This is a genomic window from Patulibacter ginsengiterrae (assembly GCF_056269115.1).
The window spans coordinates 56,383-82,011 of sequence record NZ_JBWDOG010000010.1 but is presented as its reverse complement, the minus strand read 5'-3'; the positions used below and the strand labels follow the sequence as shown (position 1 = coordinate 82,011).

Below are 25,629 nucleotides of genomic sequence, written 5' to 3'. Positions count from 1 at the left end.
GCGGCGCGGCGGCGGCACTGGTGTCGCCGCCGCGATGTTGGTGCAGTTCCGGTGCGGATCTGGTGCGGATCAGGCCTTGTCCGGGCACAGCGATCACCGCGAACCTGACGGCATGTTGCGTCTCGTCGCCGCAGAACCGCTTGTAGACGAAGCTGATGTTGTCTACAGTCGCAGGATGCGTGGGAAAGATCAGGTTTCGGTACAGGCCGACTTCCGTGGGCGCTTGCTGCTGCCGAAGGAGGTCCGCGAACGCCTCGGTCTGGAGCCGCGCGGCATCCTGACGCTGGAGGAGACGGACGACGGCGGGGTGGTCCTCCGCAACCCCCAGCAGGTTCGTCGTCAGGCGATCGCGGCGGCCCGCGGGAGCTTCGCGGGGCGGGGCGGCTCCGTCGACGACCTGGTTGCGGAGCGGCGCGCCGATGCGGCCCGGGAGACGCGGGCGGCCGGCGCATGACGGTCGTCCTCGACGCCAGCGCGTTGATCGCGCTGCTGCGCGACGAGCCGGGGGCCGAGCAGGTCGCTCAGGCGCTCGACGTGCCGGAGCTGGTCGAGGTCTCCGCCGCGGTGATCAGCACCGTGAACCTGGCCGAGGTGCACCAGCAGCTCGGAGGCGAGCTGCCGGACCTGATCGGCCCGGGCCGCGTCGTCGTGCCGGTCGCGTTCAGCGTGGACGACGCGCGGGCCGCAGCGGCCCTGGCGGCGGGGACGCGCTCGGCGGGGCTGTCGTTGGCCGATCGCGCCTGCCTCGCGCTGGCCGTCCGGCTCGGGCAGCCGGTCCTGACCGCGGACCGGGCGTGGGCCACGATCGCGGTCGAGGCCGAGATCCGGCTGATCCGCTGAACGTTCGCGCGCTGGCCTCGGCTCGGCCCTCGGAGGGCGGCCGCGGGCCTGGGGCTCGACCTCGGCCCCGGGAGTTGACCTCGGCCCGGGCCTGCCTGCAGCCCGGGGCGTTGACCTCAGCCCTGGAGGCGGACGCCGCCCGGGGCGGTGCAGACGCCGGCCTGATCGGTGACCGTGCCGATCCGGCGGGGAGCCGGCAGGTCCTGGCGCCCGTGCTCGGTCAGCAGCTCGATAGCGGCCTCGACGTGCTCGTCGGCGACGACGACCACGAAGCCGCAGCCCATGTTGAAGACCTCCCACATCTCGGCGTCCGAGACCTGGCCGAGCCGCTGGATCAGCGGCATCACGGCGGGCAGCGGGAGCGGGTCCTCGATCGCGAAGCCCAGCCGCGGACCGTCGGTCGCGTCGGGGTGCGGGGCGCCGGTCGCGTCGAGCGCGCCGAGCCGGATCAGGTTCAGCAGCCCGCCGCCGGTGATGTGGCTGAGGCCGCGGACCGGGATCCCGCTCTGGAGCAGGGCGACGATCGCGCGGACGTAGATCACCGTCGGCTCGAGCAGCGCGTCGGCGACCGAGGCGCCGCCCAGCTCCTCCGGCCGGTCGTCGAGCGAGAGCCCGCCGTCCTGCTGGAGGGCCTTGCGGGCCAGCGTGTAGCCGTTGGAGTGGATCCCGCTCGAGGCCAGGCCGATCATCGCGTCGCCGGGCTCGATCGCCGCGCCGGTGACGAGGCCGTCGAGGGCGACGGTCCCGATCGCGGTCGCGCAGAGGTCGAAGCCGTGCGGATCGGGGTGGCCGCGGAGCAGCTCGGGCAGGACCGCCAGCTCGCCGCCGGGGATCTCGATCCGTGCGTCCTCGGCCCCGGCCTTGAGGCCCCGGGCGATCGCGGCCAGCCGCTCGCCGTCCGGCTCCTGGACCGCCAGGTAGTCGAGCAGCGCGATCGGCTCGGCTCCGACGCAGATCAGGTCGTTGACGTTCATCGCGATGCAGTCGATCCCGACGGTGTCGAGCCGCCCGGTCTCCTCGGCCACGATCAGCTTCGAGCCGACGCCGTCGGTCGCGACCGCGATCCCCAGGTTCGGCGCGACCCGCAGGACGCTGGCGTAGTGGCCGGACTGCAGCACCGAGAGCGACGGCCTGCCGGTCTGGATGCTGTTCAGGACCGAGACCAGGGCGCCGACCCCGGCGTCGGACTGGTTCGTGTCGACCCCGGAGGCTGCGTAGGCGTCGCTCATCACGGCCAATCGTCGCAGAACGGCGGGCCCCGGCGAGGGGTGCCGCCCGCCGGGGTGGGCCTCGAATTCAGCCGCAGGACCCGCGCACGCACGTGGCGCCGCGGGAATCGGGGCGACCCGGTGCGGAGTATCGTCGCCGCATGACGTCCGGACACGCGCTTGATCGGGCGCTCGCGCTGCTCGCCGAACCGCCGGAGACGGTGACGGTCGTCGACGGCTACGTCGATCTGCTCGGCGCGGACCAGACGGTCAAGCCGACGCTCGCCCAGCGGGCGATGAGCTCCTCGATCCTGCCGCGGATCTACGAGCGGGCGTGGCGACCCCTCGCCTTCCAGGCGTTCACCGCCCGCTCGACCCGCGACGAGGAGGAGCACCTGCTCGAGCTGCTGGCGATCCGCCCCGGAGACCAGGTCCTCGATGTCGCCTGTGGCCCGGGCAACACGACCCGCCGGTTGCACGACGCGGCCGGCGACGCGGGGCTGGTGATCGGCTTCGACGCCTCGGCCCCGATGCTGGCGCGGGCCGTCTGCGACACGCCGCCCGACGAGATCGCCTACGTCCGCGGCGACGCCCACCGGCTGCCGTTCGGCGGCAGCGAGTTCGATGCGGTCTCGTGCTACGGCGCGCTCTACCTCGTCGAGGACCCGTTCGTGGTCGTCGACGAGATGATCCGGGTGCTGCGTCCCGGCGGCCGGCTGGCGATCCTCACCAGCTGCCACCGCGGACCGAAGCCGCTGCGGATGGTGGTCTCGGCCAGCGAGGCGCTGAGCGGCGTCCGGGTCTTCGGGCGCGAGGAGGTCCCCGCCGCCTTCCGCGCGGCCGGCCTGGTCTACGTCGAGCAGACGGTGACCGGCTGGTCGCAGGTGGTCGCGGGACGGAGGCCGGCCCGGGACGGGGCCGAGCCGTCCGCGGGCTGACGGCGGCCGTTCAGCTGCGCCAGCGGCGGTCGGCGGCGACCAGGACGCTGGCGAGGCCGACGCGGTAGATCGCGAACGGCGCCAGCGGAAGGCCCTCGAGCGTGCGGCGGGCCAGCGGCGCGGCGAGGTAGCCGGAGAGGCCGCCGGTGACGGTCACGGCGCCCAGGGGCACGAGGTGCTGGTGGCCGATCGTCCCGGCGCGGAGCCGCACGCCGAGCCGCACGAGCTTCAGCAGCGTCGCGCCGCCGACCACCGGAACCGCGAGCGCGGCGGCGATCTCCCCCGCGCCCTGGCGCGAGAAGCCGCGACCGCGAGCGGCGGCGAGCACCGCTCCGCTGCGCGAGACGCCCGGCCACAGCGCGGTCGCCTGGGCCGAGCCGACCAGCAGCGCGTCGAGGAAGCTCGCGTCCTCCCACGAGCGGTCGCCGTGGTCGTCGCCGTGGCGATCGGCGAGCGCCATCGCGACCGAGCCGACGACGAGGCCCGCGGCGATCGTCGCGTCACCGCCGAGATGACGCTCGATCGGTCGCTCCAGGGTCAGCGCGCCGACCACTGCGGGCAGCGAGGCGACGGCGATCTGCGCGACCGTCCGTCCCGCGAGCCGGGGGCGGGAGAACGCTCCGCGGACGGCGGTCAGGGCCTCGCGCCGGAGGCCGACGGCGAGCCCGGCCAGGGTCCCGGCGTGGGCGCCGATCTCGACGCCCTTGGCGACCTCGGGGTCGACCGGGCGTCGCCCGCGCCGCCCGGCGGCGAGCCGCGCGACGAACGCGACGTGGGCCGAGGACGAGACCGGGAGCGCCTCGGCCGGGCCGTGCAGGGTTCCCGCCAGCAGCGCGGCGGCGAGGCTGCGGCGCGGGCTGATCGGTGGAGCTCCGGGCATCCGGTGCAGGGTACGAGATGCGGGCCCCCGTCCTTCCCCGCCCGCCCCTACCCTTGGCCGATGGCCGTTCCCCTCTTCGACACCGCGACCGCCCAGGCTCCCCTCCGGTCGCCGCTGCGTGAAGCGCTGCTGCGGGTCGCCGATGACGGCCGCTTCATCCTCGGGCCGGAGGTCCAGGCCTTCGAGCAGGAGTTCGCCGCCTGGCTCGGTGCGCGGCACGCGATCGGGGTCGCCAACGGCACCGAGGCGATCACGATCGCGCTGCGGGCGCTCGGCGTCGGACCGGGCGACGAGGTGGTCGTCCCGTCGTTCACCTTCTGGGCCAGCGCCGAGGCGATCCCGCCGACCGGAGCGACCCCCGTCTTCTGCGACGTCGACCCCGACACGATGTGCGTGACGGCCGAGACGGTCGCCGCCGCCGTGACCCCGCGGACGAAGGCGGTGATCGCCGTCCACCTGTTCGGCAACGTCGCGCCGATCGCGGAGATCCGCCAGCGGACCGGGCTGCCGGTGCTCGAGGACGCGGCCCAGTCCGCGGGCTCGACGGTGGTCGCAGCGGGCGACGAGGCCGGCCTGGTTCGTCCCGGCGCGCTCGGCGACATCGCCACCTTCAGCTTCTACCCGTCGAAGAACTTCGGGGCGTTCGGCGACGGCGGCGCGATCACGACCTCCGACGACGCGCTGGCCGAGCGGGTCCGGACGTTGCGCTTCCACGGCAGCGCGGACAAGGTCGACTACGTGGAGATCGGCTACAACAGCCGCCTCGACGAGCTGCAGGCCGCGGTCCTGCGGGTCCAGCTGCCCCACCTCGAGGGCTGGGCGGCCCACCGGGCGAGCGTGCTCGAGCGCTACCGCGCGGCGGGCCTCGGCGAGCTGGTGCGGCTGCCGATCGCGGCCGCGGGCGCGACGCCCGCCTGGCACCTCTTCGTGGTCCACCACGAGCGCGCCGACGCGCTGGTCGCGGGCCTCAACGAGCGCGGGATCGGGGCCCGCGGCTACTACCGCACCCCGGTCCACCGCCAGCCGCCGATGGCCGGGTTCCTGCCCGAGGGCGGGCTCGACCTGCCGGTCACCGATGCGCTCGCCGCCTCCCACGTGGCGCTGCCGGTGAGCGCCACGATCAGCGACGAGCAGATCCACGAGGTCGTCGACGGCGTGCGGGCGGTGCTGGCCGCGGGCTGAGGGGTCACCCGCGCTGCCGGCCTCGTGCGACCATGGTCCCGCCGATGCGCGTCTGGATCGACCTGACCAACAGCCCCCACGTGCTCGTCCTGCGGCCGGTGATCGAGGATCTGCGGTCCCGCGGGCACGAGGTCGAGGTGACCGCGCGCGACTTCGCCCAGACGCTCGGGCTCTGCGCGCGCTACGGGATCGAGCACACCGCGATCGGGCGCCACCGTGGCGAGCGGCTGCCGGACAAGGCCCGCGGGCTGGCGTCGCGGACGTCGGCGCTGCTGCGCTGGTCGCGCGCGGTCGGCGGCTGGCCCGGCGGCGGCTGGCGCGGACGGGCCGGCTCGCGCCCCTTCGATCTCGCGATCGGGCACGGATCCAACGACGTGACCGTCGCGGCGGCCCTGCTCGGGATCCCGTCGGCGACCGCCTTCGACTACGAGTGGGCGACGGTCCAGCACCAGATCAACTGCCACCTCGCGCAGGCGGTGGTCGTCCCCGAGGTGATCCCCGCCGAGCGGCTCGCGCCGTACGGGGCGACGGGCAAGATCCGTGCCTACGCGGGGCTCAAGGAGGAGTACTACCTCTCCGACCTCGAGCCCGACCCGACCGTGCTCGACGAGCTCGGCCTCGATCCGTCGGCGCCGATCGCCGTGGTCCGGACCCCGCCCGAGGTCTCGCTCTACCACCGCTTCCACAACGACCGGTTCGCGCTCGTGCTCGAGCGGCTGCGGTCGCAGGGTCAGGTCGTCGTCCTCCCCCGCACCGACGCCCAGCGGGTCGAGCTGCGGGAGGCCGGCGGCTTCGTGATCCCCGAGCGGCCGATCGACGGCCCTTCGCTGGTCGCGCTCGCCGACCTCGTGGTCAGCGCCGGCGGGACGATGAACCGGGAGGCGGTCGCGCTCGGGACCCCGGTCTTCACCACCTTCGACGGCAAGCCGGGAGCGGTCGACGACGCGCTGATCGCCGACGGCCGGCTACGGCGGCTCGACGATCCCGAGCAGGTCGACCTGGTCAAGCGCGACCGCTCCGGGGGCGACGATCCGTCGCGGATCCGTCGCGATCCGGCGATCCTGACCGACCTGCTGCTGAGCGCCGCGGGCTGAGGCGGGGCGCGAGGGCGGCGCGGCGTCGTCGGCGGCTCCGCGATGGGTTGTCCACCGTGGAGGTGGCAAACGCATCGAGGAGCGGCGATCGGGTGCCGCCGCTTGTGTCCCGCCCGCCTGTGCCGTCGCCCGCCGCGTCCCTGCGGCGTCCCCGCCGCGGCCGCCGCGCCCGTCGCCCGCCGCGACGGCCGCACCGCCTAGGCGCCCGCCCAGCCGATCCCGCGCAGCGTCTCGCGCAGCATGGTGGTGACGATCGGGGCGATCGTGGCGGTGGCCGCGGTCGCGGTCGCCGCCGCCAGCAGCCAGCGCCACGGTCGTCCGATCGCGGCGAGGAAGACGATCGCCGCCCCGCCGAGGCCCTCCAGCATCGCCATCGTGCGCAGGTTCGGCTGGTCCCAGACCCACAGCAGGGCGATCGCCTCGCCGATCAACAGGCCGCCGAGGGTGCCGATCGCCGCGCCCTGGAGCCAGACTCGCGACCGGCCTCCGACCCGGGTCGTGAAGAGGGCGCCGAGCAGCCCGACCGAGCCGCCGACGGCCAGGCCGGCCATTGCCCACCCGACCCCGAGCACGACCGCCCGCCGCGCGCCGACGCCGTCGGTGGCCCAGACCAGCAGGCCGTAGTAGCTCAGCGAGCCGATCGCGATCGCGATCGCGCCGCCGATCACCCCGAGCACGAGGCCGAACGATCCGCGGCGCCAGCCGCAGAGCCCGCCCGCGACGAACGCGCCGATCAGCCACGGCCCGCCGAGCCGTGAGAACTCCCACGAGCCCCGGAACGCCCCGTCGTTGGTCTCCCGGCCCATCACGCCGAGCGCGATCGCGATCAGGATCACGCCGATGAGCACGACCAGCACCGGCAACGGGCGGCGGTATCGCCCCGTGACCGCGGTCTGGTCGGGCGGCGTCGGTACGTCGCCGCCCCCTGGGCCCGGGCGCTGCGCGCGCTCGCCGACGCTAGACGGGCGCGCCGCCGAGGCAGGACGCGGAGTCCGCCGGACGCCGCGCGGAGAGGAACCGGTGTCCACAGGACGATCGTGGCGGGTGAACCCAAGGCGTTCCTCAAGATCGCGGAATCGGGTGTCGGAGGGCCTACGTCGGGAGCGGGGCGAGAGCCCCCGGCCGCGGCCTCCGGCGCCGCGTCGCGACCCGTCCGTTCGGTCCCCTCCCGCGGCCCCGGCGTACGGGGTGCGGGTCCGTCGGGCCACCCCCGTGCGAGAATCCGCCGGATGCGCCGTCGCCCCGCTGCGCTGAGTTTCCACCGGCTCTCGCCCCTCCAGGCGCTGGTCGACTTCGTGCTGGCCGCGGGCGCGTACTACCTCGGCTTCAAGCTGCGGTTCGACGTCAACAAGGTCAACGACAAGTACTCGGACCTGTTCAACAGCACCTGGTACCTGGTCGGACTCTGCGTCGTCCTGTCGATCTGGGCGCTTGGCGGCTACCACCGCTCGTGGCGTCACACCAACGGTCGCGACGACTTCCGCGCCGTCCAGGGCGTGGTCCTCGGTCTGCTGCTGTTCCTCGGCGTCAACGGGGTCCTGCACCCGTCGACCTGGGTCACCGGCCTCGGCGTGACGACCACCTACCCGCCGGCCAGCATCTACGGCCTGACGATCGTGGCCGGGGTGCTGCTGATCGTCGGTGCGCGGATCGTCGTCCGCACGGTCGCCGAGCGCCAGCTGCTGCTGGGCCGTCGGGCCAGCGGGCGCGGTGCGCTGATCGTCGGCGCCGGCGAGGGCGGGCGCCTGGTCCTGCGCGAGATGCTCCGCAACCCGCAGCTCGGGCTGCGTCCGGTCGGCTTCGTCGACGACGACGAGCAGAAGCTGCGGACCCGGGTCGACGGGGTCCGGGTCCAGGGCCGGATCAACGACCTGCCGCGGGTGATCGACGAGCTCGAGCCGGACGAGATCATCATCGCGATCCCCTCCGCCCCCGGCACCCTCCGCGCGACCGTCCTCCGCGCCGGCCGCGAGCGCGGGGTTCCGGTCCGCACGCTCCCGACCGTCTTCGAGCTGCTCCAGTCCGGCGAGGGCGCCGCCGTCCGCCAGGTCCGCGCGATCGGGGTCGAGGACGTGCTCGGCCGCGAGCCGGTCCGGATGGAGCTGGACCGGGTCGGCGCCTACCTGCGTGGCCAGGTCGTGCTCGTGACCGGGGCCGGCGGCTCGATCGGCAGCGAGCTCTGCCGCCAGATCGCCCGGGTCGGCCCGGCCCGGCTGGTCCTGCTCGACCACGCCGAGGACAACCTCTTCCAGATCGAGCGCGAGCTGCTGGAGGACCGGCAGGTCCCGGAGGGCGTGGTCGCGTCGGTGATCGCCGACGTCAAGGAGGGCGACCGGATCCGCGAGGTGCTCGCCGAGCACCAGCCGCAGATCGTCTTCCACGCCGCCGCCTACAAGCACGTCGGCCTGATGGAGGCCAACCCGGTCGAGGCGGTCCGCAACAACTCGATCGCCACCCGCCTGCTGACGCGGCTCTGCGGCGAGGCCGGGGTCGGACGGTTCGTGCTGGTCTCGACCGACAAGGCCGTCGCGCCGGCGACCGTGATGGGCGCGAGCAAGGCGCTGGCCGAGCTGGCCGTCGAGAGCGCGGCCCAGCGCTGGCCGGAGACGCGGTTCTCGTGCGTGCGGTTCGGCAACGTGCTCGGGTCGAGCGGCTCGGTCGTGCCGATCTTCCAGCGCCAGATCGCGCGCGGCGGCCCCGTCACCGTCACCCACGAGGGCATGACGCGGTACTTCATGACGATCCCGGAGGCGGTCCAGCTGGTGATCCAGGCGGGCTCGCTCGGCCGGACCGGCGAGATCCTGGTCCTCGACATGGGCCAGCCGGTGGCGATCATGCAGCTCGCCCGCGACATGATCGAGCTGTCCGGCCTGCGCCCCGACGAGGACATCGCGATCGAGGTCGTCGGTGCGCGTCCGGGAGAGAAGCTCCACGAGGAGCTGTTCAATCCGTTCGAGACGCCGCGCCCGACCGATGCGGAGCGGATCCAGCAGGCCGAGCGGCCCGCGTTCCCGCCCGATGTCGTCGAGGCGATGTTCGACGAGATCGGCCTGTTGGTGCTCGAAGGCGACGCCCGCGGGGTGGCCACCAAGGTCACTGCGTTGCAGCAGGCGCACACCGACGGCCGGAGCGAGGGCCATCCGCTCGGTGACGTGGACGCCGGCCCGAGCGCCTACACTGGTCCGCTATGACCTTCGAGGTCCCTGCGCTCGCGGCCGGTTTCGCGAGCAAATTCGACACGATCGGGCCGTACGTCGGCTTCGGTTCCCTCATCGCCGTCGTCGCCATGGCGGTCCTGGTGTTCTCGCAAGGGCGGGAGCTGCAGCGGCTGCGCGAGTGGGCCGGGACCGCTCCCGAGCGGCTCGACGAGCTGGAGCAGCGGCTCGAGGAGGACCTCCAGCGTCCGCGGGGCCAGACCCTCGCTCCGCACCCCGGCGCACAGCAGCGGGCCCCGGGCCAGCCGGCGGTTCCGGGCGTCCCGGGCCGCCCGCCCGTTCCCGGCGTTCCGGGCGTCCCCCAGCGTCCCCCGGCGGTCGGCGCCTCGATGGCCGGCGTCGCCACGGCCGCCACGGCGGCCGGCGCTGCAGGAGCCACCGCGGCCGGGGCAACCCCCAGGCCGACCCCGAAGCCGACGCCGCCCGGTGGTGGCGGCCCGAACGCCGACGGTCCGGGTGCCGGCCCGCCGACCCGGGTGATCTCGGCGGCCGCCGCCGGTGGGCCCCGCGCTGCCTCGGCGGCCGGGATCGCCGCCAAGACCGCCCGTGAGCGCGAGGCGGCTGCGGCCGCCGCACCGCGCCGCACCCCGGCCCAGATCATCGGCGTCGCCGTCGTCCTGATCGTGGTCCTCGTCGGCGTGTTGTTCGCGCTCGGGATCGTCGGCGGCAGCGACTCGCCGACGGCCGAGCAGAACGCGGCCGACCAGAAGACGCAGACGACCGAGACCAAGAAGAGGGCCAAGACGTACAGCCCGACGGCGACCTCGGTCGTGGTCCTCAACGGCTCGGGCACCAACGGCCTGGCCAAGGGCGCCAGCGGGATCCTCGACGAGAAGCGCTTCAACACCGGCCCCTCGAACGACTTCACGGTCAACGGCCAGCGGTCCCAGCAGGCGCTGTCGACGATCGCCTACCGGACCGGCCGCGCGAACCGCGACGCCGCGCTCGACATCGCCAAGGCGCTGAAGCTGCCCGCCTCGCGGGTCAAGCCGATGACGTCGGACATCCGGATGGCGGTCTCGGGCTCGCCGAAGGTGATCGTGATCCTCGGCCTCGACTACGCCGCCAAGCAGAACGGCGGCGTCGCCCCGGCGGACACCGCGACCACCCCGCCGGCGGATCAGCAGCCGACCGACGGCAGCGGCAGCGGCAGCGCGACCGGGACCGGCAGCGCCACCACGACGGGGACCACCGACGGCACCGGATCGGGTGCCGCGGGGACCGTCGACCCGGCTACGGGCGGGGCGACCGGCGACACCACCGGCGGCACCGCATACGGAGCCGACGGCAGCGGCGGCGCCACCGCGCCGTAGCGACCGGCCGCGGTTTGGCCGTCGAGCAGGATCGTCGCCTGAGGCGCCGAAGCAAGAACCAACGTCCCATGCTCCTGCTCGCTCGCCACGGTCGCACCGCCTACAACGCCGAAGGGCGATTCCAGGGGCAGTCGGCCGTTCCGCTCGACGACCACGGCCGGGACGAGGCCTTCGCCCTCGCCGGGCTGATCGCGGGGCGCGGCGACGTCACCCGGATGGTCTCCAGCCCGCTGACCCGGGCGCTCGAGACGGCGGCGATCATCGCCGCCCGGACCGGGCTCGCCCCGGAGGTCGAGCCGCGGCTGGCCGAGACCGACTGCGGCGCCTGGACGCACCGGGCCTACGCCGACGTGATCGCCGAGGATCCGGACGGCTACGCGGCCTTCCGGCGGCTCGAGCCCGACTACGGCGCCCCCGGCGGCGAGACCTTCGGCCAGCAGCTGGCGCGCGTGCGGGCCGCGATCGAGGCGATCCGGGCGGTCGACGAGCAGACCGACGGCGACGGCACGACCCTGGTCGTCTGTCACGGGAACGTGGTCCGGCTGCTGCTGCGGCACGAGCACGGTGAGGCCCCCGGGCACGACGAGGTCCCCAACACCCACCTGGTCCGCCTGTGACGCGGGCGGCGCGGATCCTGTTCGCGATCCTGATCGTGGCCACGGCCGGTGCGTTCTTCGCGGCCCAGCGGCTCAAGAGCCAGCCCGCGGTGATCCAGGTCAAGCACTTCACCGACGCGTTCTCGCCCAACGGCGACGGCCGCCGGGAGTTCTTCAACCTCAACTTCAAGCTCAAGCGCACGACCAAGGTCACGGTCGAGATCGTCGATGCCGACGGCAACCGCGTGGCGACCCTCGCCGAGGACCGGCAGGCGTTCAAGTACCGCCCGATCCGGCTCCGCTGGAACGGCCGCGACGACCGCGGACAGGTCGTCCACCAGGGGCGCTACAAGCTCAAGTTCGTGCTGCCCGACGAGGGCCGCAGCGTCGTCTGGCCGTCCTCGTTCTCGCTGCTGACCGAGCCGCCGCGGCCGAAGGTCGTGCGCGTCGGTCCCGGCGGCGTCGCGGCGGGCTCCGGCCCCGCGATCCTGCCGTCGACCGACCGCCGCCCGGTCGAGGCCGTGCTCCAGCTCGGCGGCTGGCGCCCGGCGGCGCGGGTCGTCCGGACCTCCCCCGGCCGCGCCGAGGTCGTCCGCGAGCTGCAGGTCGACGTCACCGAGGAAGCGCGCTCCGGGACCCAGATCGGGGGCCGCTACCGTGCGGTCCGCGGACGCACCCGCTGGGACGGACGGCTGCCGGACGGCTCGCGGGCCCCTGCCGGGTCCTACGTGATCCAGGTCTGCATCCGCAACCAGGCCGCGATCGAGGGCTGCGGCCCGACCGCCGGCCGCGACGGGCTGCCCGTGCCCGAGCCGAGCGGCCGCTTCCGCGGACGCGGCGGGGTCACGGTCCGCGACGTCGCCGTCCAGCCGAACCCGGTCCCGGTCGGCGGCGGTCGTCGCCTGACCTTCTTCGTCGACGCCCGCGGCAAGCAGTACCGCTGGACGCTGCGCCGGGTCGGTTCGTCGCGCCCGATCAGCAGCGGCGTCAGCCGCAAGCCGGTCCTGAAGGTCCGCCCCGGATCCGAGCGATCGGCGGCCTACCGGCTGACGGTCAGCGTCGGGGCGCAGCAGACCGAGGTCCCCGCGATGGTCAACGACCCCGAGGCCCAGAAGGTCCTGGTCGTGCTGCCCGCGATCACCTGGCAGGGCCTCAACCCGCTCGACGACGACGGCGACGGGCTCGTCAACGTGCTCGAGGGCCGCGGGGCCAGCAACGCCAAGGGCGTCCGCAGCGTGCGGATCCTGAACGGGATGCCGGCCGCCTTCGACGCCGACGTCCAGCCGGTCCTCGAGTGGCTGGCCCGTCACCGCAAGCGGTACGAGCTGACCACCGACCTCGCCCTCGCCCAGCAGACCGGCGCCAAGGACAGCTCGTCCGGCCCGCAGCTGGAGGGCCACCGCGGGGTGCTGCTGGTCGGCGAGGCCCGCTGGACGACCCGGGCGACCGCCAAGCGGCTCCAGGCGTTCGTCAAGGGTGGCGGCACGGCCACCGTCCTCAACCCCGCCGGGCTGCACCGGACGGTCGACCTCGACGCCCGCCGCAACGTCCTCCGCAGCCCCGGCAGCTTCGACCCCGACGACGTCTTCGGGATCACCAGCCGCGGCGGCGTGCGGCTCGACGGCCCGCCCCAGAGCGACCTCGACGAGATCGGCCTGTTCGAGGGCACCGACGGCAAGTTCGACGGCTACCCCGTCGGCTGGCCGGCCGAGTCGCTCGGCGACGGCAAGCGGGTCGCGACCGCCGTCGACCGCCGCGACCGGGTGCTGATCGCCGGCGTCCGGCTCGACAAGGGCCTGGTCATCCGCACCGGCCTGCCGATGTTCGCCGCGCGCCTGCGCACCGATCCCGACACCTCCGAGCTGATGAGCAGCACATGGCGACACCTCTCGCGCTGATCGCGGTCACCCTCGCCGCCTTCCTGGCGCTCGTCCTGCGGCGTCCGCAGGCGCGGGCCGGGGCGATGGGCGTCGCGCTCGTCGGGGCGCCGGTGATCCTCGCCGCGCAGGTCTGGGACACCGGCCCGGTCGAGCGGCTGCGCGACCACCTGCCGATCCTGCTCGGCGTGATCGTGGTCGGGATCGCGGTGCTCGTGGCCGCGGCGGCGGCCTTCCGGCGCTGGCCGCTGGCGGTCCCGATCCTGGTCGCGGTGGTGTTGCCGTTCCGGCTTCCGCTCGACCTCGGGGACGGGCAGCCGGTCAACCTGCTGCTGCCGCTGTACCTCGTGACCGGGGCCGCGGCGCTCGCCTGGGCCTGGGACCGGGCCCGCCAGGACCCCGACCTGCCGTCGACCGACCCCCGTCCCGGGGCCGCCGACATCGTGCTGCTGCTGTTCGTCGTGCTCTACGCCGTCCAGAGCTGGTGGTCGGTCGACCAGGGCAAGGCGGTCGAGCAGGTCGCCTTCTTCTACGTCCCGTTCGCCCTGCTGTACGTCGTGCTGCGGACGATCCGCTGGACCCCGAAGCTGGCCGGGCAGAGCTTCGCCGCGGCGACCGGGGTCGCGCTGGTGCTGGCCGCGATCGGCTTCTACGAGTACGCGACCCACCACGTCCTGCTCAACCCGCGGGTGATCGCGTCGAACCAGATCGAGGACGCCTTCCGCGTCAACTCGCTCTTCTTCGACCCCAACATCTACGGCCGCTTCCTCGCCCTGGTCATGCTCGGGATCTGCGCCCGGATGCTGTGGGCGCGGCGTGGCCAGACGGTCGCCGTCGCGGGCCTGCTGCTGGTCGTGCTCTGGGCGGCGCTGGTGATCACCTACTCGCAGACCAGCTTCGTCGCCCTGCTCGCCGGCCTGGCTGTCCTCGGTGGCCTCCGCTTCGGGCCCTGGAAGGCCTTCGGCACGATCCTGGCGATCGTCGCCGTCGGCCTCGTGCTGCTGTTCGCGGCGCCCAAGCTGCTGAACATCGACGGCCTCGACAGCAACAGCATCGACGACGCGACCTCCGGCCGGGTCGCGCTGACCGGCGGTGGGATCGGCGTCTTCGCCGACCATCCGGTCTTCGGCGTCGGCTCCGGCGGCTTCGCCCGCGCCTACCGTCGGGCCGAGCACTCCGGTCGCGACAAGGCCGTCGACGCCTCGCACACGATCCCGATCACGATCGCCGCCGAGCAGGGCCTGGTCGGGCTGGGGATGTACCTGCTGCTGATCGTGCTGATCCTGCGACGGCTGCTGCACGACGCCGAGGACTCGGTGGTGCGGGCGGCGATCGCGGCGATGGTGATCGCGGTGCTCGTGCACACGATGGGCTACGCGGCCTTCCTCGAGGATCCGGTCCTGTGGGTCCTGCTCGCGGTCGGCGGGGCGCTGGCCACGCGAGACCCGGAGCCGGCGTCGGTCCGGCGGCAGCCGGCCGGACCCCCCGGGCGGGACGCGACGGCGCCCGTCGTCGCGCCGTGAGCGAGGCGCGCGACGCGGGCCCGGGGGCCGCGCGCGGCCCGGAGCCCGTCGCCGACGGCGGGCGGGGGCGGGCGACGGGATCTTCGCCGGCCCCGTCGCGGCCGGCGTGGCTGACGGCCTCGGCCGAGTCGATCGTCTTCCTGCTCGGGATCGTCCTGGCCGTCGCGGTCTGGGCGATCGCGCCGAGCGCGGGCAACTACGACACCGTCCTCGACCTGGTCTGGGCGCAGGAGCTGCTCGACGGGGTCAAGCCGGGCTTCACCGCCTACGCCGCCTCGACCCCGCACCCGGCCTGGCTGGCGCTCGGAGTGCCGGTGGTGGCGCTGTTCGGGGACGACGGCGACCGGGTGATGGTCCTGATCAGTGCGCTCTCGCTGGCGGTGCTGGCGGCGGGGACGGTGCGGGTCGGCCGGCTGCTGGGCGAGGCGGTGGTGCGGGGGACCGTGTCGCCGTCGGCGGTCGGCGACGCGCGCGAGCAGCGGGCACGGCGGACCGGCCTGGCCGCCGGCCTCGCCGCCGGCTTCCTGACCCTGTCGAGCTTCGCCTTCCTGCTGCTGGCCGCCCGCGGCTACCTCGACGTCCCGTTCCTGGCCCTGATCACCTGGGCGGGGGCGTGGATCCTGGCCCGGCCCGAGCGCTGGCGGGGGCCCGCGATCCTGCTCGCCGTCGCCGGGCTGCTGCGGCCGGAGGCATGGGTCCTGGCCGGCCTCTACTGGCTGTGGTGCAGCGCGCGGGGCCGCTGGGCCGCCGCCGACGAGCGGCTTCCCGGCCGGGTTGCCCACGCGGCGCTGGTCGCCGTCGCGCCGCTGCTGTGGGTGGCGATCGACGCGATCGTGACCGGGCATCCGTTCCACTCGCTGACCGCCACCAGCCAGCTCGCCGACGACCTCGGGCGTGAGCGCGGACTCGCCCGTGCCCCGCGCCTGCTGGTCTCGGCCCTGGCCGGCCAGTCGCGTCCGCCGATCGCCGCCGCCGGCCTGCTCGGCCTCGCGGTGCTGCTGCTCGGCGACCGGATCGGCCTGGCGCGGCCGGCGCGACGGGTGCTCGCGGTCGTGCTCGCGCTGCTCGGCGCGGGCGTCCTGACCTTCCTCGCCGCCGGGGTCGCCGGCCTCTCGCTGATCCCGCGGTACCTGACGGTGCCGGTCGTGACCCTGACCGTGCTCGCCGCGCTGGCCGCGACCGGCTGGGTCGGGCTCGAACCCGGCCACCGCTGGCGCCGGCCGTGGGCGATCGTGGTCGTGATCGCGGCGGTCGTCGGGGTCGGCGGCTACCTGGCGATCAAGCGCGACGCGGTCACCCGGCTCGGCTCGGAGCTGCGGTTCCTCGCCGACACCCGCCGCGACGTCCGCGCGCTGATCGACGACCCGGCCGTTCGCGAGGGCGCCCGCTGCGGCCCGATCTCGCTGCCGACCTACCGGCTGGTGCCGGAGATCCGCCTCCAGCTCGACGTCGACGGGACCCGCGTCCTCGCCCGTAGCGATCCGCGGGCGGACCGCCTCGGCGCCGACCGCCGCGGGGTCGCGATCACCGTCGCCGAGGGCAAGCCCGCCCAGCGCTACGGCCGCGCCGACGGCGTGCCCCGCAGCACCCAGCCGGCGCCCCCGGGCTTCCGCCCGGTCGCCCGGCGGGGACCGTTCACCGCCTGGGTCCGCTGCGACTGAGGGTGGCGCGGGCGCTGGTGGGGGCGCGGGGCGCGGGTGCGCGGGGCCACCTGATGCGGATTTGCCGCCGTATAGGCCCTAAATCCGCATCAGTCCGCCGGAGCCGGAGCCGGAGCCGGAGCCGGAGCCGGAGCCGGAGGCGCCCGCGCCGTCTCCCGTGCCGGCCCTGGTCCGCTCAGGCCGCGACGGCGATCCGGGTCCGGTGGTGGACCGGCTCGGTGGCCTCGTCGACCAGCGCGATCGCGAAGTCGGCGTAGGAACCGCTGGTCGGGCTCTCACCCTCGCGCAGGGGCGCGTCGCCGCCGGTTCGGTAGTGCCCGGTCCGCTCGCCGTCGCCGTCGAACAGCTCGGGCGGGGTCAGCATCAGCCAGTCGATCGGGGTCGCCGCCGCCCGCAGGACGTGCAGCGCGACGGTATGGCCGAGCACGAACGGCAGGTGCTCGGCGGGGAACGCGGGATCGTCCATCAGCCGCACGCCGGGGCTGCTCTCGAGGTTCGGCGAGAGCCCGACGACCGCCAGCCGCCCGACGCCGGCCCGCCCGAGCCCGGCCAGCAGCGCCCCGGTCGACTCGGCGTAGAACTGGTCGTGGGGGATCGCCGTCTGGTAGAGCGAGACGATCGCGGCGTCGTGCCCGGCGGCGAGGGTCGCGATCCGTTCGGCGTCGAGCACGTCGCCTTCGACGAGCGCGATGCCGTCGGCGGTGAGGTCGGCGTGGGCGGCCGGATCGCGGACGACGGCGGTGACCTGGTGGCCGCGGCGGCGGGCCTCGGTGATCGCGAGCCGGCCGAGTCGTCCGCCGGCCCCGAAGATGATGAGCTTGGTCATGGCCGGGACCGTAGGGACGACCCGCCGGTATCTACAACGGAACCGGGGTCGGCTGGGCCGATGCGGAATGCCGTTCGCCCGCAACGGCAGCCTGCATCAGTCGGGCGCGGCCGGCTGGCCGATGCAGATAGCCGTTCGCCCGCAACGCCAATCCGCATCAGCTCCGGGAGCGTGCCCGGTAGCGTGGCGGCACGATGCGACCGCTCACGCCGGACATGTTCCACCCGGAATGCCCGTCGCGGGCGCTGCCGATCAAGGTCGGCGACAAGTGGACCGCGCTGATCGTCCGGTGCCTCGAGGACGGTCCGCGGCGCTTCTCCGAGCTGCGGGTGCCGCTGCACCGGGTCACGGCGAAGGTCCTGACCGAGTCGCTGCGGGCGATGGAGCGCGACGGCTTCGTCACCCGGACGGTCTACGCCGAGCACCCGCCGCGGGTCGAGTACGCGCTGACCCCGCTGGGCCGCAGCCTGCTCGAGCCGCTCGCGCTCGCCGGCCGCTGGTGCGAGGAGCACGGCGACGAGCTGTTCGAGGCGCGCGAGGCGTTCGCGACCGAGCGCTAGCGGCGCGGCGACCTCCCGTCGTCCCGACCCGCCGTCCCGTCGCCCCCGCCGTCCCATCGCTCCCAGCGGTCGTCGGTGCCGCGGCGAGCGGCGCCGGCTCAGCCGTCGCTCGCGTCCGGGTCGCCGCCGGGCGTCACCGCCGGCTCGAGTCCCTCTGCGTAGGCGTGGAAGAGCCGCGGCGCGGCGGCGTCGCTCAAGCGGTCGCTCAGCAGGGCCCAGGCTCGCGCGAACGTCGCCCGGGCCGCGATCCCCGGCCACGGCTGCGGCAGCAGTTCCGGGGGCAGCAGCGGGTCGGGTTCGAGCGCGTCGGTGAACGCGGTCGCCAGCTCCATCGCCATCACCAGCGCCTCGCGCGGGGGCAGCTCGTCCGGCTGCTCGAGTCGCTCCAACCGGGGACGGACGATCCGCAGCAGCCGCTCGTGCCCGGCGGCCAGCTCGTCGAGCGGCCAGAGTCGCGCCGCCAGCCGCCGTGGGTCCTGCTCGCCGCCGATCCGCAGCGTCGGGCTGGCGGCGAAGCTGACCGTGTCGAGCACGCCGAGCTCGCGCGCGACGGCCTCGACCAGCGGCTCGACCGGGTTGGCGAAGGCGTAGAGCCCGCCCTGGATCGCGGCGCCGCCGAGCCGCCCGATCGCGTCGCGGAGGCCGTCGCGCGCCGCCCGCCGGGACTCGGGGACGGCGAACGCGACCAGCCGCCAACAGCCGTCCCAGGCGGCCGCGCCGCGGTCCTGGCGGTAGGCGAAGCGGACGAACTCGACGTTCGGGGCCAGCACCCGCTGGGCGAGGTCGGTGATCCGCAGCGAGGCCCGCCGGCCGCGGCCCTCCTGGACGAGCTGCCCGTCGCCGACGAGCCGGCGGAGGCAGAGCCGGACCTGCTGGTCGCTCATGCCGAGCGCCTCGGCGACCGCGTACAGATCACCGGCGTCGATCCGGCCGTCCTCCTGGACCATCGCGTAGACGAGGGTGCGGGTCGGGATCTCGATCGCGTCGGTCACGGCGGAGAGATCTTCGGTGAGTTGGCGGTCGGGCGTCGCATGGTCGTGACGGCGCCGAAGCCGAGCAGCCCTCGCAGGTACGGGGTCCGCTCGGTCCGGACCGGGGTGAAGCCCTCGCGGAGGTAGAGCGCACGGGCACGGGGGTTGGCGTCGATCACGTCGAGCCGGACCTCGGCGTAGCCGTGCTCGGCGGCGACCGCCAGCACCTCGTCGAGCAGCCGGGTGCCGATCCCGTGGCCGCGGAACCCGGAGTCGACGGCGATCCCGTCCATCAGCAGCTGGCCGCGCTTCGGCCGCCGTTCGAGCAGCGCCAGCAGCGCGACCCGGGGCAGGCCCCGCAGCCAGCCGTAGTCCCGGAGCACGTCGCCGACAGTCCCGCCCACGAACGGCCGGTCCGCGTGCCGGTAGCCGGCGACGCCGACGACCCGCTCGCCGGCCAGCGCGACCACGGCGCGGTCACGGTGGAGGTGGGCGGCGATGAACGCCGTCCCCTTCGCGGGCGGACCGAGTGCGGGCCCGAGCATGCGCCCGAACGCCTCCCAGTAGAGCGCGGCGGCGCCGGCCTCGGTGCCCGGTGGGAGGCCACGATGCAGCTCGATCGGGACGTCAGCGATGCGCAAACAGATCAATCTGGATACGATCGTGCTCGATGCGAACGATTGTAGGGGATACTCCGGCGGCAGGGCCACCGACGGGCGGGGCGACCGCACCGGGGCGGCGGCTGCGCGACGTCGACGCGCTCCGCGGCTTCGCGCTGCTGGGGATCGTCGTCGTCAACAGCACCTACTTCGCCTCCACCTACCACGGCAACGGGCTCGAGGATCCCGGCTTCGCGGGCGCCGCCGACGAGGCCGTCCGCTGGCTGGTGGCGGTCGCCTTCGAGACCAAGTTCTTCCTGCTCTTCTCGTTCCTGTTCGGGTACAGCTTCACCCTCCAGCTGGCCTCCGCCGAGCGGCGGGGCGTGGCCTTCCGCGCGCGGTTCCTGCGCCGCCTCGCCGGGCTCTACGCGATCGGGCTGGTCCACGCCGCGGTCTTCTTCCCGGGCGACATCCTCACCACCTACGCGATCCTCGGCCTGGTCCTGCTCGCCGCGCGGAACGTGCCGTCGCCGCGGGTCCTGCGGGCGACCGGCTGGCTGCTCGGCCTGACCGTCGCCGGCTACTTCCTGCTGGCGCTGGTGATCGCGCTCTCCGGCTCGAGCGGGATCGACGCCGCGGCCGTCCACGCCGAGGCGCAGCGCTCGGCCGAGGCGTTGCGAGGCGGCCCGGGCAGCGTGATCGGCGAGCACCTCCGCGGGCTGCCCGACGTGGCGTTCCTGCTGGCCTTCTTCCAGGCCCCGGTCGCGCTGGCCGCCTTCGCCCTCGGGCTCGTGGCCGGCCGCGGGGCGCTGCTGGCCGACGTCAGCCGCCGCGGCGCGGCGCTGCGGCGGATCCAGTGGATCGGGTTCCCGGTCGGGATCGTCGGCGGGGTGATCTACGCCTTGGCGAGCCTCAGCCACTCCGGTGGCGGCTTCCAGGTGGCCGCGCTCGGTCTCGACCTGCTGACCGCCCCGGCCCTGGCGGCGGCCTACGCGGCGACGGTCCTGCGGGCGTTCCACGGGCGGGGTGGGGACCGGCTGTCGTCGGCGTTGGCCCCGGCCGGCCGGATGGCGCTGACCAACTACCTGCTCCAGTCGTTCGTCTGCGCGCTGCTCTTCACGGGCCTCGGCTTCGGCCTGGTCGGGCGGGTCGGACCCGCCGCGGTCCTCGCGATCGCGCTGGCGATCTTCGGCGGGCAGCTGATCGTGAGCCGCTGGTGGATGCGGGGCCACGTCTACGGCCCGCTCGAGTGGGCGCTGCGGGCGCTGACCAACCTCGAGTGGCCGGCCTGGCGACGTCGGCCGGCGGCGGGCCCGCCGCCGGAGGCCGCGAAGGGGTAGCCGCCCTCGGAGCCGGGAGCCGGGAGCCGGGAGCCGGGAGCCGGGAGCCGGGAGCCGGGAGCCGGGAGCCGGCGGGTCGCTCAGCCGGCGTCGAGCCCGAGCACCCGCAGCCGCTCGCGGAGCGGCTCGTTCTGGTGCTCGGCGGTCTGCTCCAGCGCCCAGGCGCGGAGGGCGAGGTCGGGGACGTCCCGCTGGCCCTCCTCGGCCTGGACCGCGGCAGCGAACGCGTCGACGTCGGGGGCGACCACCACCGCCCGGTCCCAGGTCCGGACCCCGGCCAGGTCCGGCACGACCGTCCGCCGCCCGAGCCGGGCGGCCTTGAGGATCCGGTACGGCAGTCCGGCGTCGTTGAAGTCGTCGACCCGGAAGGGCAGGATCCCGACGTCGGCCAGCCGCAGCAGCTGGGCCGCGGCGGCATCCGGCAGCGGGCCGCAGAAGACGAACGGCTCGTGGGCGCGGCACCAGGCGAAGTCCGGATCGTCGGCGCCCTCGTCGTCGTGGACCTCCCCAACCAGCAGCAGCTGGAGCCCCGGCAGCCGCTCGCCGAGTCCGCGCAGCAGCGTCCAGTCGATCCGGCGGCCGAGGTGCCCGAGCGAGAAGCCGACGATCTCGACGGTCGGATCGGCGGCCGGGAAGCGGTCGGCGGCCAGCGGGCTCAGCACCGTCGGCCGGCCGTCGGCCTGCGCAAGCTCGGCCAGCTTCCCGCTCGACGCGACCACCAGCGACGCCTGCTGCGAGGCGCGGCGGTGGAGCTGGGTGAGCCGGGAGCGCTGGTCGTCGCCCGCATCGCCGGCGGTCTCGTAGCGGTCCCAGCGCCAGTACCAGAGCTGGGCGCCGGTCCGGGCCCGCAGCTGCGCGGCGACCGGCTCCTGGGTCGCGTGGAAGATCACGATCACCCGCGGGTCGCGACCGTCGGCGTGCAACCGCTTCAGGAGCGTCCCCGCCTGACGCCGGGCGAGCGCGGAGCCGGCCGCCTCCGGGAGCCGCAACGAGGCGCCGTAGCCCGGGCGTGGCGGGTCGAGCGCGACCACGTCGTCGCCCCGCAGCAGGTCCTCGGCCTGGTCGCGCAGGATGAACTGCTCCAGCGGACGCGGCAGCAGCAGGACGCAGGCGGGGCGCAGGTCGGACGTCACGTCTCGCGAGGCTACGCCAAACCGGTGCGCCGCTCCGGTGACCCGGGGCCGTCGCGATCGTCGCCGACCTCCTCCAGGTAGGCGATCCCCCGCGGGGAGAGCCGGTAGCCGACGTCGAGGCTCTCGGTCAGGCCCAGCTCCTTCAGGCGTCGCACGTCGGCCTTGAAGGGCAGCATCTCCCGCCCGCACCGCTCCGCGAGGTCGCCGGCCCGGGTCCCGGGATGGTCACGCAGCAGCTCCAGGACCTGGCGCGTCCACGGCCCACGGCGACTGCGGGCGTCGATCGCGGCCACCCGCGAACGGAGCGCGGCCCGCTCCTCCGCGGTCTCGGCCGGGTGCTCGCGGAGCCCGATCCGACGGTCGGCACCCCGCCAGCGGAGCCCGATCCGGTAGGTCGTTCCCTCCCGCTCGCGGAGCCCGGCGAGCAGCGCGGCGCGCGACGGAGCACCCGCCCGGTGGGCCTCGTCGGCGCTGATCGAGGCCAGCGGCACGGCGTCGATCGACTCGACCTCCAGCTCCCCGATCGGCGTCCGCAGGACCGTCCCCGCCCGCACGGTCGGGCGCTGCCAGCGGCGGAAGGCCAGGGTGACCTCACCGCGAGCGATCGCGTCGAGCACGGGACGGCGGAACAGCACCCCGCCATCATCGCGACTTCCGACGCGCGGGTGGACGGGAGCGGCTGCCGAATACCATCCCCGACCGATGGCGCCGCACCCCCTCCGCCGCCTGGCTGCCTCCGGGGCGGCCTACCAGTCGGCCAGCCTCGTGGCCGGGGTCCTGGCGCTCGTCACGCTGCCGCTCTACACGCGGCACCTGAGCGAGGCCGAGCTCGGCTGGGCCGAGCTGCTGCTGACCTGCATCATCCTGGCCTCGATCCTGCTGCGGGCGGGGCTCCAGGAGGCGCTGCTGCGCCACTGGTTCCACGACGCCGACGTCGACCGCCGCTCGCGGCTGGCCCGCCGGGTGCTCGGGGTCGTGCTCGTCAGCTCGACCCTGCTGTCGATCCTGATCGTCGTCTTCGCCGAGCCGTTGGCGCGGCTGCTGCTGGCGGACGGCCACCCGCCGGGCCCGGTCCGGGCAGCCGCGCTCGGGGTCTGGGCGTTCACCAACCTCGAGGTCGCCAACGCGCTGCTGCGGGCCCAGGAGGCACGCCGGGTCTACCTGCTCGCCTCGCTGTCGAACGTCGGGCTGACCGTCACCACCACGATCGTCCTGGTCGTGGTCCTCGACGGCGGGGCCTCGGGCTACCTGCTCGGCAACTACGCCGCCTCGACCGCCGTCCTGCTCGGGATCTGGTGGAGCCAGCGGCGATTGCTGCTCGGCGCGTCCGACGCGCCGCCGACGCCGATCGGGCCGTTGCTCCGCTTCGGCCTGCCGACCGTCCCGCCGGAGGCCGCCGTCTTCGCCCTCAACTTCGTCGACCGGCTGTGGCTGATGCAGACGACCGGGGCCGCCAGCGCCGGCGTCTACGCGGCGGCGGCCAAGCTGGCCACGCTGGTGATCGTCGTCGCCCGCGCGTTCCAGTCCGCCTGGCCGCCGCTGGCCTACGACCTCGACGCCGAGGAGGCGCCGCGGACCTACGCCCACGTCGTCCGCGCCTACGTGCTGCTCCTCGGCTGGATGGTCGCGGCGCTGACGCTGATGCGCCACCAGATCGTCGAGGTCCTGGTCGACGAGCGCTTCGCGGCCGCGGCCGGGGCATTGCCGTGGCTGGGGCTCGGCTGGGCGCTGTGGGGCCTGACCTGGGTCTTCACCTCGATCGCGGGGCGCTTCCACGCGACCGGCCGGACCCTGCCGGCCGCGCTGCTCGGGCTGGTCGTCAACATCGCGGCGCTGGCGCTGCTCGTCCCGACGCTGGAGGCGACCGGGGCGGCGATCGCGCTGGTCGCCGCCTACGTCGTCGCGCTGCTGGTCGCGCACCTGCGGACCCGGCGGCTGCTGCACGTCCCGTTCGAGTGGGCGCGGCTGGCGGCCGCGGTCACGCTGCTGACGGTGGTCGCCGTCGGGGGCGACTGGCTGCTGCCGGTCGACGGGGTCGCCGGCTGGACGCTGCGGATCGTCGCCTGTGCGCTGGTGCCGCCGCTGCTGGTGGCGGTCGGCGCCGTTCGCCCGGCCGAGGTCCGGGTGCTCTGGCGTGCGGTGTCCGCACGGCTCCCCGGGCGGTAGCAGGGATTTCACGCCGCTCTCAGGATTCGCTCAGGTCTCTCCGCTACGGTGAAGTGGCGTATGAGTACGAAGAAGCGGAAGCCAAAACGATCAGGGAGTCCGACGCACAAGCGCGCGTCCGTGGCGCCACAGCCCGCCGCCGAGGTCACGTTCGACCGGATCGGCCGGCCCGAGATCGACCGGATCCTGCGTGAGCAGATCGGGATGACGCTGGCCGTCGCGCTGGAGCGGTCATCGGTGCCCGCGGTACAGGCCTTCGTCGACGGTCTAGAGGCGGAGGACGACGCGGTGACGGCCGTCCGCGAGCTCGAGGTCGAGCTGGGGATCGAGCCGGGGGTCGACGAGCTCCCCGACCTCGATCCCGAGCAGGAGCTGCGGCTGCTGCGCGCCGACGGCGACCAGGAACGGCAGATCGCGGAGGTCGACAAGCGGCTGCTGGCGATCTGTCGCGAGGCGATGGTCGCGCTCGAGCGGCGTGCCGTGCGGGCCGAGAAGGACTTCGAGCAGGCCCAGCGCCGGACCGAGCAGGCCGAGACCCAGGCCGGCCGCCACGAGCGGCGGGCCGAGGAGCGGGTGACCGAGGCCCAGGAGCTGCGCGGCAAGCTCGACAAGGCCGAGCTCGAGCTGGCGGCGCTGCGCGAGGAGCTGAGCAGCGCGCGGGCCCGCGGCGAGCAGCTCGCGACTGCGCTCGACGACGCGCCCGACGCCCCGGCCGAGACCTCGGGCGAGGAGCTGGCCGAGGACCTCCGGGCCCGGCTGGCGGAGCGCGAGGAGCTGCTGCTGGAGGCCCACGCGGAGCACGAGCGGCTGGAGGCGGCGCTCGACGCCGCCCGCCGCGAGGCCCTGCGGCTGCACCACGAGGCGGTCGAGGACGACGGCGACGACGACGGTGGCGAGGAGGAGCTGCCCAAGGTCGAGTCGGTGATCGAGGCGGTCGAGGTCGCCCGCGAGCGCTGCAAGCACCTGGTCTTCACCGAACGAGCGCTGGAGACCGCCGCCGACAGCCCGTTCTGGCGGCCGGACATGGTCCTCGCCGATCTGATCAAGCTCGACAAGGTCGCCGAGGCCTACCTCCGGCCGGAGGGGATCGGACAGCCGGTCGGCCAGTTCGCCCAGGACCTCGGCCTCGACTGGCGGTCCGGGGTCGGCGAGGTCTGGTACGGGATCCACCCCAACGACTACCACTTCACCTACGAGGGCCAGACGTTGCGGGTCGCCGAGCATGTGCGGGTGGCGAACGGTTCCGGCGCCCAGCGTTGCGCCCGGGTCTACTGCGCCTTCCACCCGGGATCGGACGCCGAGGGCGACCTGCCGCGCGGCGTCTACGTCGGGCCGATCGGGCGCAAGCTGCCGGATTCCACCACCGGCTAGCCGCGGTTGGTCTGGGGCGGCCGTGGACGCTTCGCATCTCGGGCCGGGTGGCGCTCGGCAGGACTGGCGTCCAGCTCTCGCACCACCCGACCCGACCTGCTTGGTCCACGACCACCTCAGACGCAACCGCTGCGGTTGGGGTGCGTCTTCTCGGTCCGGGTGGACCTCAGCGGGGCTGGCGGCCAGCTCTCGGGGTGGGCGGGCCAGTCTCACGACCTGCTCGGCCTACGCCAATCGCGGACGCAACCGCGGGTGGGCAGGTGTCCGAGCGGGTTCTGGGGTCATTCCGCGTCGGGCTGCCGGTCTGGGGTCAATCCGCGTCGCATAGCGGGGCGG

23 protein-coding genes are annotated in these 25,629 nt (G+C 74.7%); 15 read left to right on the top strand and 8 right to left on the bottom strand.

Annotation, left to right across the window (positions count from 1 at the left end):
* The first annotated feature begins 112 nt into the window (after positions 1–112).
* Positions 113–454, top strand: coding sequence for an AbrB/MazE/SpoVT family DNA-binding domain-containing protein (locus tag ACVUH9_RS14305; protein WP_475758024.1), 342 nt, complete (start codon positions 113–115; stop codon positions 452–454).
* The gene (locus tag ACVUH9_RS14300) at positions 451–840 is read left to right on the top strand and encodes a PIN domain-containing protein (protein WP_475758022.1); all 390 of its coding nucleotides are present in this window, start codon (positions 451–453) and stop codon (positions 838–840) included. Before ACVUH9_RS14305 ends, ACVUH9_RS14300 begins: the two co-directional genes overlap by 4 nt.
* 116 nt (positions 841–956) lie before the next feature.
* Here the strand turns inward: ACVUH9_RS14300 and purM are convergent, their stop codons facing one another.
* Entirely contained in the window at positions 957–2,069 is a 1,113-nt protein-coding gene (gene purM, locus ACVUH9_RS14295) for a phosphoribosylformylglycinamidine cyclo-ligase (RefSeq protein ID WP_475758019.1), read from the bottom strand.
* A 140-nt stretch (positions 2,070–2,209) separates the two neighbouring features.
* Here purM and ACVUH9_RS14290 point away from each other — a divergent pair, with 140 nt between their 5' ends.
* On the top strand, positions 2,210–2,986 hold the full coding sequence (locus ACVUH9_RS14290; protein ID WP_475758017.1) for a class I SAM-dependent methyltransferase: 777 nt from the start codon (positions 2,210–2,212) through the stop codon (positions 2,984–2,986).
* Positions 2,987–2,996: 10 nt separating this feature from the next.
* Here the strand turns inward: ACVUH9_RS14290 and ACVUH9_RS14285 are convergent, their stop codons facing one another.
* The gene (locus ACVUH9_RS14285; RefSeq protein WP_475758015.1) at positions 2,997–3,866 is read right to left on the bottom strand and encodes an undecaprenyl-diphosphate phosphatase; all 870 of its coding nucleotides are present in this window, start codon (positions 3,864–3,866) and stop codon (positions 2,997–2,999) included.
* Positions 3,867–3,926: 60 nt separating this feature from the next.
* Between ACVUH9_RS14285 and ACVUH9_RS14280 the strand changes: the two genes are divergently transcribed.
* Complete coding sequence (locus ACVUH9_RS14280) at positions 3,927–5,048, top strand: DegT/DnrJ/EryC1/StrS family aminotransferase (protein ID WP_475758013.1); 1,122 nt, start codon at positions 3,927–3,929, stop codon at positions 5,046–5,048.
* 44 nt (positions 5,049–5,092) lie between these two features.
* Positions 5,093–6,142 (top strand): DUF354 domain-containing protein, encoded by a 1,050-nt coding sequence (locus tag ACVUH9_RS14275; RefSeq protein ID WP_475758011.1) that lies wholly within the window; start codon positions 5,093–5,095, stop codon positions 6,140–6,142.
* 197 nt (positions 6,143–6,339) lie between these two features.
* Here the strand turns inward: ACVUH9_RS14275 and ACVUH9_RS14270 are convergent, their stop codons facing one another.
* Positions 6,340–7,005 carry a hypothetical protein gene (locus tag ACVUH9_RS14270; protein WP_475758009.1) on the bottom strand — a complete coding sequence of 222 codons (666 nt, stop codon included), beginning with the start codon at positions 7,003–7,005 and terminating at the stop codon, positions 6,340–6,342.
* Between the two features lie 366 nt (positions 7,006–7,371).
* Here ACVUH9_RS14270 and ACVUH9_RS14265 point away from each other — a divergent pair, with 366 nt between their 5' ends.
* The 6 genes from ACVUH9_RS14265 to ACVUH9_RS14240 all read left to right on the top strand — a co-directional run bounded on the left by ACVUH9_RS14265 (position 7,372) and on the right by ACVUH9_RS14240 (position 16,327).
* Complete coding sequence (locus ACVUH9_RS14265) at positions 7,372–9,333, top strand: polysaccharide biosynthesis protein (RefSeq protein ID WP_475758007.1); 1,962 nt, start codon at positions 7,372–7,374, stop codon at positions 9,331–9,333.
* Positions 9,330–10,670, top strand: a complete 1,341-nt coding sequence (locus ACVUH9_RS14260) for a LytR C-terminal domain-containing protein (protein ID WP_475758006.1) — start codon at positions 9,330–9,332, stop codon at positions 10,668–10,670. The genes ACVUH9_RS14265 and ACVUH9_RS14260 overlap by 4 nt, the downstream gene beginning before the upstream one ends.
* Positions 10,671–10,738: 68 nt before the next feature.
* A complete protein-coding gene (locus tag ACVUH9_RS14255) occupies positions 10,739–11,287 on the top strand; it encodes a histidine phosphatase family protein (protein WP_475758005.1) in 549 nt (182 codons plus the stop codon).
* A complete protein-coding gene (locus tag ACVUH9_RS14250; RefSeq protein ID WP_475758004.1) occupies positions 11,284–13,164 on the top strand; it encodes a N,N-dimethylformamidase beta subunit family domain-containing protein in 1,881 nt (626 codons plus the stop codon). The genes ACVUH9_RS14255 and ACVUH9_RS14250 overlap by 4 nt, the downstream gene beginning before the upstream one ends.
* On the top strand, positions 13,143–14,666 hold the full coding sequence (locus ACVUH9_RS14245; RefSeq protein ID WP_475758003.1) for an O-antigen ligase family protein: 1,524 nt from the start codon (positions 13,143–13,145) through the stop codon (positions 14,664–14,666). The genes ACVUH9_RS14250 and ACVUH9_RS14245 overlap by 22 nt, the downstream gene beginning before the upstream one ends.
* On the top strand, positions 14,663–16,327 hold the full coding sequence (locus tag ACVUH9_RS14240) for a hypothetical protein (RefSeq protein WP_475758002.1): 1,665 nt from the start codon (positions 14,663–14,665) through the stop codon (positions 16,325–16,327). Before ACVUH9_RS14245 ends, ACVUH9_RS14240 begins: the two co-directional genes overlap by 4 nt.
* Positions 16,328–16,502: 175 nt before the next feature.
* Here ACVUH9_RS14240 and ACVUH9_RS14235 read toward each other — a convergent pair whose 3' ends face one another.
* The gene (locus ACVUH9_RS14235; RefSeq protein ID WP_475758001.1) at positions 16,503–17,153 is read right to left on the bottom strand and encodes an NAD(P)-dependent oxidoreductase; all 651 of its coding nucleotides are present in this window, start codon (positions 17,151–17,153) and stop codon (positions 16,503–16,505) included.
* Between the two features lie 194 nt (positions 17,154–17,347).
* Between ACVUH9_RS14235 and ACVUH9_RS14230 the strand changes: the two genes are divergently transcribed.
* Positions 17,348–17,713 carry a winged helix-turn-helix transcriptional regulator gene (locus ACVUH9_RS14230; RefSeq protein ID WP_475758000.1) on the top strand — a complete coding sequence of 122 codons (366 nt, stop codon included), beginning with the start codon at positions 17,348–17,350 and terminating at the stop codon, positions 17,711–17,713.
* A gap of 98 nt (positions 17,714–17,811) precedes the next feature.
* On the opposite strand, the gene ACVUH9_RS14225 is transcribed toward ACVUH9_RS14230, so the two are convergent.
* Both ACVUH9_RS14225 and ACVUH9_RS14220 read right to left on the bottom strand, forming a co-directional pair.
* Positions 17,812–18,705 carry a PaaX family transcriptional regulator C-terminal domain-containing protein gene (locus tag ACVUH9_RS14225; RefSeq protein ID WP_475757999.1) on the bottom strand — a complete coding sequence of 298 codons (894 nt, stop codon included), beginning with the start codon at positions 18,703–18,705 and terminating at the stop codon, positions 17,812–17,814.
* Entirely contained in the window at positions 18,702–19,325 is a 624-nt protein-coding gene (locus ACVUH9_RS14220) for a GNAT family N-acetyltransferase (protein WP_475757997.1), read from the bottom strand. The genes ACVUH9_RS14225 and ACVUH9_RS14220 overlap by 4 nt, the downstream gene beginning before the upstream one ends.
* A 29-nt stretch (positions 19,326–19,354) precedes the next feature.
* On the opposite strand from ACVUH9_RS14220, the gene ACVUH9_RS14215 reads away from it, so the two are divergent.
* On the top strand, positions 19,355–20,623 hold the full coding sequence (locus ACVUH9_RS14215) for a DUF418 domain-containing protein (RefSeq protein WP_475757995.1): 1,269 nt from the start codon (positions 19,355–19,357) through the stop codon (positions 20,621–20,623).
* An 80-nt stretch (positions 20,624–20,703) separates the two neighbouring features.
* Here ACVUH9_RS14215 and ACVUH9_RS14210 read toward each other — a convergent pair whose 3' ends face one another.
* Together ACVUH9_RS14210 and ACVUH9_RS14205 are read right to left on the bottom strand one after the other, a co-directional pair.
* Entirely contained in the window at positions 20,704–21,756 is a 1,053-nt protein-coding gene (locus tag ACVUH9_RS14210) for a glycosyltransferase family protein (RefSeq protein ID WP_475757993.1), read from the bottom strand.
* Between the two features lie 11 nt (positions 21,757–21,767).
* Positions 21,768–22,391 carry an ASCH domain-containing protein gene (locus ACVUH9_RS14205; protein WP_475757991.1) on the bottom strand — a complete coding sequence of 208 codons (624 nt, stop codon included), beginning with the start codon at positions 22,389–22,391 and terminating at the stop codon, positions 21,768–21,770.
* Positions 22,392–22,458: 67 nt separating this feature from the next.
* Between ACVUH9_RS14205 and ACVUH9_RS14200 the strand changes: the two genes are divergently transcribed.
* Entirely contained in the window at positions 22,459–23,922 is a 1,464-nt protein-coding gene (locus ACVUH9_RS14200; RefSeq protein WP_475757989.1) for a lipopolysaccharide biosynthesis protein, read from the top strand.
* Positions 23,923–24,042: 120 nt separating this feature from the next.
* Complete coding sequence (locus tag ACVUH9_RS14195) at positions 24,043–25,293, top strand: hypothetical protein (RefSeq protein WP_475757987.1); 1,251 nt, start codon at positions 24,043–24,045, stop codon at positions 25,291–25,293.
* Positions 25,294–25,629: the final 336 nt, after the last annotated feature.